The 9,123-nt window shown below is 62.0% G+C and carries 8 protein-coding genes and 1 pseudogene; 2 read left to right on the forward strand and 7 right to left on the reverse strand.

Annotation, left to right across the window (positions count from 1 at the left end):
- Positions 1-37 precede the first annotated feature (37 nt).
- The 3 genes from HYG81_RS38700 to HYG81_RS38710 form a co-directional block, all read right to left on the reverse strand.
- A complete protein-coding gene (locus HYG81_RS38700; RefSeq protein WP_226777919.1) occupies positions 38-1,081 on the reverse strand; it encodes an NAD(P)/FAD-dependent oxidoreductase in 1,044 nt (347 codons plus the stop codon).
- Positions 1,078-1,434, reverse strand: coding sequence for a thioredoxin (trxA, locus tag HYG81_RS38705; protein ID WP_226777920.1), 357 nt, complete (start codon positions 1,432-1,434; stop codon positions 1,078-1,080). Before trxA ends, HYG81_RS38700 begins: the two co-directional genes overlap by 4 nt.
- 218 nt (positions 1,435-1,652) lie before the next feature.
- Positions 1,653-2,315 carry a class I SAM-dependent methyltransferase gene (locus HYG81_RS38710; RefSeq protein ID WP_226777921.1) on the reverse strand — a complete coding sequence of 221 codons (663 nt, stop codon included), beginning with the start codon at positions 2,313-2,315 and terminating at the stop codon, positions 1,653-1,655.
- A 109-nt stretch (positions 2,316-2,424) separates the two neighbouring features.
- Between HYG81_RS38710 and HYG81_RS38715 the strand changes: the two genes are divergently transcribed.
- Positions 2,425-2,808 (forward strand): DUF302 domain-containing protein, encoded by a 384-nt coding sequence (locus HYG81_RS38715; RefSeq protein WP_226777922.1) that lies wholly within the window; start codon positions 2,425-2,427, stop codon positions 2,806-2,808.
- Between the two features lie 166 nt (positions 2,809-2,974).
- On the opposite strand, the gene HYG81_RS38720 is transcribed toward HYG81_RS38715, so the two are convergent.
- The 3 genes from HYG81_RS38720 to HYG81_RS38730 all read right to left on the reverse strand — a co-directional run bounded on the left by HYG81_RS38720 (position 2,975) and on the right by HYG81_RS38730 (position 7,187).
- Positions 2,975-4,123: an MBL fold metallo-hydrolase gene (locus HYG81_RS38720; protein WP_226777923.1), complete on the reverse strand. Its 1,149-nt coding sequence runs from the start codon at positions 4,121-4,123 to the stop codon at positions 2,975-2,977.
- Between the two features lie 70 nt (positions 4,124-4,193).
- Positions 4,194-5,987: a bifunctional metallophosphatase/5'-nucleotidase gene (locus HYG81_RS38725; protein ID WP_226777924.1), complete on the reverse strand. Its 1,794-nt coding sequence runs from the start codon at positions 5,985-5,987 to the stop codon at positions 4,194-4,196.
- A gap of 42 nt (positions 5,988-6,029) precedes the next feature.
- On the reverse strand, positions 6,030-7,187 hold the full coding sequence (locus tag HYG81_RS38730) for an aminotransferase class V-fold PLP-dependent enzyme (protein WP_226777925.1): 1,158 nt from the start codon (positions 7,185-7,187) through the stop codon (positions 6,030-6,032).
- 255 nt (positions 7,188-7,442) lie between these two features.
- Here HYG81_RS38730 and HYG81_RS38735 point away from each other — a divergent pair, with 255 nt between their 5' ends.
- Entirely contained in the window at positions 7,443-7,796 is a 354-nt protein-coding gene (locus tag HYG81_RS38735) for a DsrE family protein (RefSeq protein ID WP_226777926.1), read from the forward strand.
- A gap of 49 nt (positions 7,797-7,845) precedes the next feature.
- On the opposite strand, the pseudogene HYG81_RS38740 reads toward HYG81_RS38735, so the two are convergent.
- A pseudogene (locus HYG81_RS38740) lies at positions 7,846-9,119 on the reverse strand (M20 family metallopeptidase).
- Between the last annotated feature and the right edge of the window lie 4 nt (positions 9,120-9,123).

Here is a 9,123-nt window from a genome sequence, read left to right on the forward strand (position 1 = left end):
TTCCTAATCTAATAATTCATAGAATGCATGTTTCCAGCTACAGAGGAATCTCAAATGCGGCCTCTTCCGTTCGCTCAAGCGTCTCGAGGTGCGCTTCGGCATCGAGTGCTGCCATGCTGCCGGTTCCGGCAGCGGTGACCGCCTGTTGATAGTGCGGATCAGCGACGTCGCCGGCGGCGAAGACGCCCTCGACCGCCGTCTCGGTCGTCGCGCGGCCGGCGTCGTCCGTACGGGTGCGGAGATAGCCGCTCTCGTCGCGGTCGACGGCGGTCCCCTCGAGGAATTCGGTGTTCGGTGTGTGGCCGATGGCGTAGAACACGCCGCCGACATCGACGGTCTCTCGGTCGACGTCGACGCCGGTCGCGGCCTTCTCCGCGGGATAGCCGTCGGGATGCGAGACGAGCGTCGCGCTGGTGACGCCCGCCTCCTGCGAGCCGTGTATCGCCTCGAGTTCCGTGTTCCAGCGGAACTCGATGGTTTCGTTGTCGCGGGCGCGGTCGGCCATGATCTCGGAGGCGCGCAGTTCCTCGCGACGGTGAACGATCGTCACATTATCGGCGAACTTCGCGAGGAAGAGCGCCTCTTCCATCGCCGAATCACCGCCGCCGATCACGAGGACGTCGTCACCGCGGTGGAATGCGCCGTCGCAGGTCGCACACGTGGAGAGCCCGTAGCCCATCAGTTCGTCTTCGTTCTCGGCGCCGACCCAGCGAGCGCTCGCGCCGCTCGCGACGATCAGCGCACGCGTTTGCAACGTGTCGCCGTTCGAGAGTTCGAGTTCGAACGGCCGCTCTGCGAGCATCGTGTTTTCGACAGTGCCGTGGGTGAACTCAGCGCCGAAGCGCTCGGCCTGGTCCTTCCCGTTTTGGATCAGCTCCATCCCGCCGACGCCCTCAGGGAAGCCGAGGTAGTTCTCGACGTCGGTCGTCAGCGTCAGTTGGCCGCCCGGTTCGGGTCCTTCAAGCACCAACGGCTCGAGGTCGGCCCGCGCGGCGTAGACGGCCGCGGAGAGACCGGCGACGCCGGAACCGACGATCACTACGTTGCGAACATCCGCGGTCGTGTCTGTTTCCTTGTTCATTCGGTGTATCTCTCGATCAGGCTACGGAGTCGGTCTTCCGGCAGCGCGCCGGACTGCTGTTCGACCTGCTCGCCGCCAGCGAAGAGGGCTAGCGTTGGCACACCCCGAACGCCGAACGAGCCCGCGAGTTGCTGGCGTTCGTCGACGTCGACCTTGGCGATCACGGCCTCGGTCGTGTCCGCGAGCTGCTCGAGGACGGGATTGAGCATCTGACAGGGGCCACACCAGTCGGCGTAGAAGTCCACGAGAACGACGTCGTGCGCCGTCGTGACGTCCTCGAGGTGGCTTCTCCCGTCGATGTAGATCGGTTCGTCGAGCGATTCTCCGGAGGCACCGCGTGCATCAGTTGCCATCACCACTACGTATGGACTGATAGCGTTTAAAGGTTTTGTGAGAATTGCACAATATAAGGGCCATAGTAGAGGCTGTCTTCATTCTCCACACTACGACGAACAAACCGATCCGTGTACCGCGCTAAGTAGAGGTTCGGTGAGGGTGATCGAAGAGACGTGACAACGCTTTCGTCGGTCGAACCGTCCCAATCGGTTTTGCACAGTAACCTAACAACCGCTCATTCGACAGAGTCGGCCGACCGATCTGAAATACCCGCGTCAAAGCGGGTGAAATACCCAACTCGCGTTCCGACGCGCGCGTCGAATGTCAGTCCTCGCTGTTCGACACGGCGTCGCAGCCCTTCGAATCCGACGAAGTGCGGGTCGGGGAGAGACTCACCGATGACGAGTCGACCGTCGGGTTTCAAAACCCGCTCGAGTTCGTCGAGGGCTTGCTCTTGGTCAGGAATTTCCCCGAGGACTAAGATCAGATACGCAGCGTCGAACGTGTCGTCCGGATACGGAAGCGATCGTGCGTCGCCGCGGATCGGTTCGACGTTCGGGTTCCCTTCCTGTCGCATTCGCGTTCGGACGTGTTCGACCATCTCCGATTGGACGTCCACGGCGTGCAGTGTCCCCGACGGTTCGATTGCCCGTGCGACCATCCCGGTGTAGTAGCCGGTTCCCGGTCCGACCTCGAGAAGACGTTCACTGGGCTGGGGCTTGAGTACGTCGCGCAGCCGGGAGCGAGTAATGACCGGACGCGGGAAGTTGATCGCGTGGCGCTGGGCGTACGGGCACGGTGACGGGTTCGATCGCCACCGGAGGGCGTATCCGAGTCCGGCGAGCACCGTGAGTCCGAGCAGAGCGGCGATCGCTCGTACGATACGACGCGAAACCATAGTAAACCCTTCATCGTGGACTGACTACAGTCTTCCCCGACCCGAGCACGCGCCGTGGGCTTGCCGTTGCTACCCCAACTACAATCATTCTCGAAGTCGATCGTACAGTATGTCCTACACGATTCGTACACAAGTCGACGGCGAGTTTGACGACATCGTCGAGAAAACGATCGACGCCCTTGAGGACGAGGAGTTCGGCGTACTCTGCGATATCGACGTCCGGGAAACGCTGAAAAAGAAACTCGACGAGGACTTCCGGCAGTATAGAATCCTGGGTGCGTGCAATCCGCAGTTGGCCCATCAGGGACTCGAGCACGATCTCGAACTCGGGACGTTGCTCCCGTGTAACGTCGTCGTGTACGACGATGACGACGGCGTCGTCGTTAGCGCGGTCGACCCGCAGCGTCTGATTGGTGTCGCTGACGACGACGAACTCGACCCGATCGGTGACGATGCTTACGAACGCTTCGAACGCGTTCTCGAGTCGTTATAGTTCGGGTCCGGTGCAGCCATTCATGATCGCTCCTGTCGTCCCAATCGAAGGGCGAATTTCGCAAAGAAAACAGGGCAGGAGGTGACTGGAAGGATTCCAATGTAGAAGACGTGCCACGGAACCGATGATCGACCGTACAGAACCGATTCGAGTCTGACTGCGCGAACTAGGCCGCGCAGTTATTTGGCCCTAACTCGAGTTCCGTCGCCTCGGACTCGTCCTCGGGTGGCTCCGAACCCGTGTTGATCTCGATCACGCGCTCGTAGTTCGGTGGCTTGTCGGGCGCATTGTCGACCAATCGGTCCACGAACTCGTCCTCGTCCAGTCCCAGCAGGTCGAGGTCGTCGCGGAGGTCACCTAGTCGAGCGCTGATCAGTTCGCCAGGCGAGCCGACCTCGTATCGGTTGTCCTCCGTGACCGACACGTGGCCCGGAAGGATCCGCGTCTCCTCCGGTAACTCGAGGATGGTGTCGTGAATCGATTCGTATAGCAGTTTGGCGCCGCGTGCCGCATCTTCATCGCCGAACTGAAGCTCCGTCCGTCCGACGGACTCGACGAACAGCGTGTCGCCGGTCAGCAGCGCCTCGCCATCGACGAGGTAGTTGACCATCTCGGTCGTGTGCCCTGGCGTATGTAGCGTTTCGATCTCGATCCCGCCGAGTTCGATCGTCTCGCCGTCGGTGAGGGGTTCGTAGTCGTACTCGACGCCCCGCTCGCTCGCGTGTTCGCCGAGGTGGTACGGTACGTCGAGTTCGTCAGCGAGCTTCGGTCCACCCGAGATGTGGTCGGCGTGAACGTGGGTATCGAGGACGCGCTCGATCGTGAGCCCGGCCTCCTCGGCGACGATTTTGAACTGGTCCGTCTGACGGGTCGCATCGACGACGACCGCCGACTCGGCGTCCCTCGAGCCGACGATATAGCCGAGACAGCCCTTCGCCCGTCGCTGCAGTTGCAGGACGACGAGGTCGTCGTTTTCGGTCTCGACGGGAACGACCTCGTAGACTTTGCTCCAATCCTCCATACCGCCCTTCACGACGGACACGTCGTCGTAGCCGTGTTGCTCGAGTTCGAAGCTGAACGGCGTCGACGTAAGCCCCTTTCCACAGATCGCGACTACTGTCTCTCCGTCTTTGGCCTCCTCAACGCGCTCGAGTTCTTCGTCCCCGATCTCGTTGTCTGGACCGAACGGGATGTTCTCGGCGCCGTGAATACGCCAGCCCTCGTAACTATCTTCAGGGCGCGTATCGACGAGCGTGAACGACTCGTTTGAGTCAATCATATCCGCGAGCCGTTCAGGGGAAATTTGGTTCACCATTGGAATCACCTTACAATACTATCTGGTGCGAGGCCGCCGATAGTTCTCATCCCTGCATAGGCATCCTCGGCTACCGGTACGGATTTCGCCCGCTCTCGGGGAAGCGGGTCCCGGTTGGGATTAACCGCGTCTCGCAGTACTCATCTCCGCCCGCGTAATCAACCCCCGGTTGGACGTACGGGTACGGTCCGTCAGCGGGCGTATTCTGGACCCATCCGCCGTTGTCGGGCGTCTGGACGAGCGTCGTCTCCTCGTAATCGATCGGCGAGTAGTCCTCGAGGTAGTCGACGACGACGTCGACCGGAACGACGCCGTCTTCAATGTCGATGTCTTGGAACGGGAAGCCGCAGTTTCCGAGATCACGTTCGGGATCACCGGGACGGGTAAACGTCGCGATCGAGTAGCGCGCTTCGGGATCGACCGGTTCCCCGTCGACGACGAGATCGACGAGTCTGCGTTCGCGTTTCGCGGTCGGATCGATGATCACCTCCACGTTCGAAGAGTAGTTCCGGACACGACCGTCCTCTTGCTCGTAAACGTACGGTGTGAAGTTGTCAGTAAGGAACGCTTCCATGTGGTTCAGCAGCTGCTGACCGTACGCTTCGCCACGGGCCACCGGTGCGGTCATCGGAAACGCTTGATATAGGTGCTCGAGCGTTATCTCGCCGGCGGGAACTGCCGGACCGTAACGGAAGCCGTGGGTGACCGCTAATTCGGTGCCGAAGTACGTTCGTAGTGCGTCGGCGAACAGCGCGTTCCAGTCGCTCTCGAGGAACGATTGTCGATCGAGCGACCCCTCCGTCCTCCCGACGACTGTGTCCAGCGGCCGCTCGAGGGTTCCGTCTCCTCGCTCGTAGGAAGTTTCGTCGTCGAAGAACGGCGATCGAATATCCGCAACCGTCCGTTCGGCCACCGGTGCCGGGTCGGATGTGTAGTCGTGGTCTTCGGCGAGACAATAGAGGATGTGGCGAAATGCGACGCCGTCGTCATCGATGTGGAGGTCCACGCGGCCGAGTCCGTCGCCCGTTCCTGATTCGACGACGAGCGTCTCCGTCTTATCGATCAGGATCGGATCGTGAGTGTACTCGTGAGTATGCGCACTGAACAGAACATCGATACTCTCGATGTCCTTCGCCGCTTGGACGGCCCACGGCAGTCCGATCTCGGTGACCGCGAGGACGACATCGGCACCCTCGTTGCGTACGGATTCTGCGGCTTCCTCGAGCAACGCTGGGTGCTTTCCGAACCGGTACTTTCCCTCATGGAACGCCGGCGCCATACGGTCGACGTAGACGTTCGTCATCCCGACGATTCCGACGTCGACGCCGTTCACACGTTCAATCGTGTAGGGGTCGAACAGCAACCCGTCCGCATCTGGCCCGTAGAGGTTGTTCGCCAACACCTGCGCCTCGAGTTCGTCCATCAGGTCCCGCAGGTTCCCGTCCTCGGCGGCCTCGTTCCCGAAGTCCCAGTTCCCCGGAACGTACACGTCCGGATCGACGTGCTCGGTTATCGGTTCTAGCATCGCTCTGCCCTTCGTGTACGTCGTCACCGCGGTGCCGTGGAACGTGTCGCCGCTCATCAGCGTGAGCGTCTCATCGGTAGCCGAGCGGATCTCCTCGAGTTTGCCGGCCAACAACGGGATCCCGCCGCCGCGCCGGAGGATCCGGTCGTCGCCACCGAAGTCGAAATCGGGGCTCGATTCGGGATTATCGTAGTAGACGTGGTATTCGGGAACGAGCTGGCCGTGCAGGTCGCTGACGTGGAGACAGACTACGTCCGGTACTTGCCCCTGATCGCGGTCAGCCGCGTCCGATCCGTCGAGCCGTTTCCACTCCTCCATGTATTCCGTGTCGAGATCCATGCGATGCTCTTTCACGTCCTACGAGAGCATGTACTCAAGTCGTTACCCTGCATTGTGCTCCCGCGATTCCCACTCTTGCTCCAGTCCGTCGAGCAGTCGATCGATGTCGTTTGCAGTATTGACTGCGTGGACGGACGCTCGAACGGCGGTCGGAGATGGCAGTGCTCGAACGACGATCCCGTTGGCAGCCAGCCGTTCGACTGTCGTCGCCGGATCGTCAACATCGATGGTCACGAGCCCCGACTCCGGCACTGAGGGGCTGAGAAGACGGTCAACAGGGACACCGTCTACTAGTCGACCGGCGAGACGGCGGACGCGGTCTTCGATCCGGTCGATCCCGACTTCATCGATCACGTTGATTGCTTCCCGGAGCGCGACGTGGGGTGCCGGGTTCGCTGACCCAACTTCGAACCGACGTGCGCCGGCTGCGTACTTGTAGGGATCGTCGGATGGCGTCTCGACGCTTCGATAACCGACCGTTCGCGGCTCGAAACCCTCAGCGACGTCACGGTCGACGTAGAGGAAGCCGCCGCCCCACAGCCCGAGCAGCCACTTATGGCCGGCAGCAGCGACCGCATCAGCACCCCACTCCGCGACGTTCATTGGTAGTTGTCCGGGGACCTGTACGGCGTCGACGAGCGCAAGCGCACCAGCGTCGTGGGCGATATCAACCAGTTTCCCTACCGGAAGCTGCGTCCCGTGGGTCCACGTGACCGCGCTGAAGCAGGCGACTCTGGCATCCGTGACGGCCTCGGCGAAACGCTCGAGATCGATGCGGCCGTCCTCGGTCTCGACGACTCGAACCTCGACGCCTTCCCGCTTGAGGCGTTGCCACGGGAGGATTCCGGCGGGATGCTCGAGGTCCGTCCGTACGACGACGTCGCCGGGCTGCCAGTCGATCGCGTTGGCGATCGCGTTGATTCCGGCCGTCGTACTCTCGGTGAGCGCGATCTCGTCCGGATTGGCGCCGACGAACGATGCGACCCGCTCTCGAGTCCGGTCAAACGCTCGGAACGCCGTCTCGTAGGGGTGGTCGCCAACCGGTGACTCGTACTCGTGCTCGCGGACGAACTCGTCGGCGGCATCGACGACATATTTCGGACTTGGACCGTGAGCGCCGAAGTTGAGGTAGGTTCCCTCCTGTAAGGCAGGGATATCCGCCCTGAACTCGGTCGGCGTCATCGTCGGATTCGGTTGCATACGGTATCTTACGAACGCAGTAGATAATAATCTTGGGTTCACTATGAAATACTGAGGGCAGACGCCGTGAACGAGCAATTCACCGACGAGCAACGGGGGTTGCAAGAAACCGGTCCCCAGCCCCATCTCGAACACTTCGTTCATCCGGAGAACCGTTCCTGGCGATTCGGCAACAACTATCGTGACCACTGAACGTTATTGCACACCTGATCGGAGGCGACAGTATTATATTATATTGGGACCATAGTACAATACATGTCTGAACCAGGAAGCGATGACACTGGGGAACAATTGGGAATCGTACTCGAAACCAGCGACCCCGAACGCGCGTGGAACGCCTTTCGTCTCGGAATCACCGCACTAGAGAACGGAAACGACGTGTCAGTGTTCCTGCTCGGCGACGGCGTCGAAGCCGAGGAGATCACGGACGATCAGTTCGACGTACGGAATCGAATGGAGGAGTTTGACGAGGCCGGCGGGGAGTTGTTGGCCTGTGGTACCTGTCTGGACATCCGAAACAGCGATGGGAGCGAGGTCTGCCCGATCTCGACGATGAACGATCTCCTTGAGGTCGTGACGACCGCCGATCGAGTGCTGACGATCGGATAGTAATCGGTTCCGGACACCCTGCACAGCGGAGCGCTCGAGCGTCGGAGTGCTATCCGGATAGATCCGTCCTGTCGACTGCAGACGCCCATACTTCGGGCAGGCGTGCGTACACCATCGCGTTCCCGATGAGCGCGTCGACGGTCGTGTACTCGTCGACCGCGTGGACGGTATCCGTCGCGAGCGCAAACTCTACCGTCGGAACGCCGGCGTTTCGAAGTGTCTTCGCGTCGCCGCCGCCGGTCGCGCTCCGGCGGTACACTCGCTCGCCGGTTGTCGCTTCGGCACTCGAGGCGACGGCCTCGACGAGCGGGCTGTCGATCGGTTCGGCGGTGCCGACGCTCCAGGAGATGTCGGCGACCGTGATCCCCTCGCAGTCGGCAATGCAGTCCCGAATCTCCGAGAGAAGGTCAGGAGTCCGTATGCCCGCAGTCAGTCGAATATCGATCTCCGTGCGGGCGGCCTGTGGGACGCTGTTGATCGCGTCCCCGCCCTCGAGGACGCCGAGGTTGATCGTCGGGGTTTCGAACAGTTCGCGGGCGGTATCGGCACCCATCGTTGGTTCGTAGAAGCCGACCGATTCGTCGAGGATCGGTTCGATGGTGGGATCGATTCGAGGCGTCGCGTCCCGAACCGTTGCCGCAGCGTCGTCACTGCGTCGTAAAGTCGGTCGATCGCGTTCTTGCCGAGCACCGGCCGCGAGCCGTGTGCGGCCTCGCCGGTCGCCTCGAGCGTCAGCCAGATACTCCCTCGATCGGCGACCGTCACAGAGTGGCGCCCCACCTCGCAGGTCGGTTCGCCGATGACGCAGGCGTCGGCCTCGAGACGGCCGGTCTCGAGCAACGCAGGGAGGCCGGCGTCGCCGCCGACTTCCTCGTCGCTGACGAACGCGAACGCGAGGTCGACGGGCGGTTCGACGTCCATCTCGGCGAACGCGCGGATCGCGAACAGCATCGCTGCGACGGCTCCCTTCATATCGGTCGCGCCGCGGCCGTAGATCCGGTCGTCGACGCGCTCGCCGAGCGGATCGGACGACCACGCGTCGGCGTCGTACGGGACCGTATCGAGGTGGCCGTTGTACAGCAGCGTTCGATCGTTCGCGCCCGGAAGCGTCACGAGGAGGTTCGGTTTCGCCGGATCGACGGCGAACCGCTCGACGTCGACCGGAAGCGGCGACAGGTACTCCTCGAGCAGCGAGACGATCTCGCGCGTGTCGCCGGGCGGATTCGCCGTGTCGACCGCCAGCAGGTTGAGCGCGAGCTCGATCAGGTCCGCGCGGTGGTCGTCGACGTACGCATCCAGTTCGCTGGGTTCGTCGGTCGTCATCGTG

The organism is Natrinema zhouii (assembly GCF_013456555.2).
In the GTDB taxonomy this organism is placed as follows: domain Archaea; phylum Halobacteriota; class Halobacteria; order Halobacteriales; family Natrialbaceae; genus Natrinema; species Natrinema zhouii.

Bases quoted from the DNA above. Each gene is read 5' to 3' on its own strand.
- trxA (WP_226777920.1), bottom strand. From the start codon at position 1,434: ATGGCAACTGATGCACGCGGTGCCTCCGGAGAATCGCTCGACGAACCG.
- HYG81_RS38730 (WP_226777925.1), bottom strand. From the start codon at position 7,187: ATGCAACCGAATCCGACGATGACGCCGACCGAGTTCAGGGCGGATATC.
- HYG81_RS38715 (WP_226777922.1), top strand. From the start codon at position 2,425: ATGTCCTACACGATTCGTACACAAGTCGACGGCGAGTTTGACGACATC.
- HYG81_RS38710 (WP_226777921.1), bottom strand. From the start codon at position 2,315: ATGGTTTCGCGTCGTATCGTACGAGCGATCGCCGCTCTGCTCGGACTC.
- HYG81_RS38720 (WP_226777923.1), bottom strand. From the start codon at position 4,123: ATGGTGAACCAAATTTCCCCTGAACGGCTCGCGGATATGATTGACTCA.
- HYG81_RS38700 (WP_226777919.1), bottom strand. From the start codon at position 1,081: ATGAACAAGGAAACAGACACGACCGCGGATGTTCGCAACGTAGTGATC.
- HYG81_RS38725 (WP_226777924.1), bottom strand. From the start codon at position 5,987: ATGGATCTCGACACGGAATACATGGAGGAGTGGAAACGGCTCGACGGA.
- HYG81_RS38735 (WP_226777926.1), top strand. From the start codon at position 7,443: ATGTCTGAACCAGGAAGCGATGACACTGGGGAACAATTGGGAATCGTA.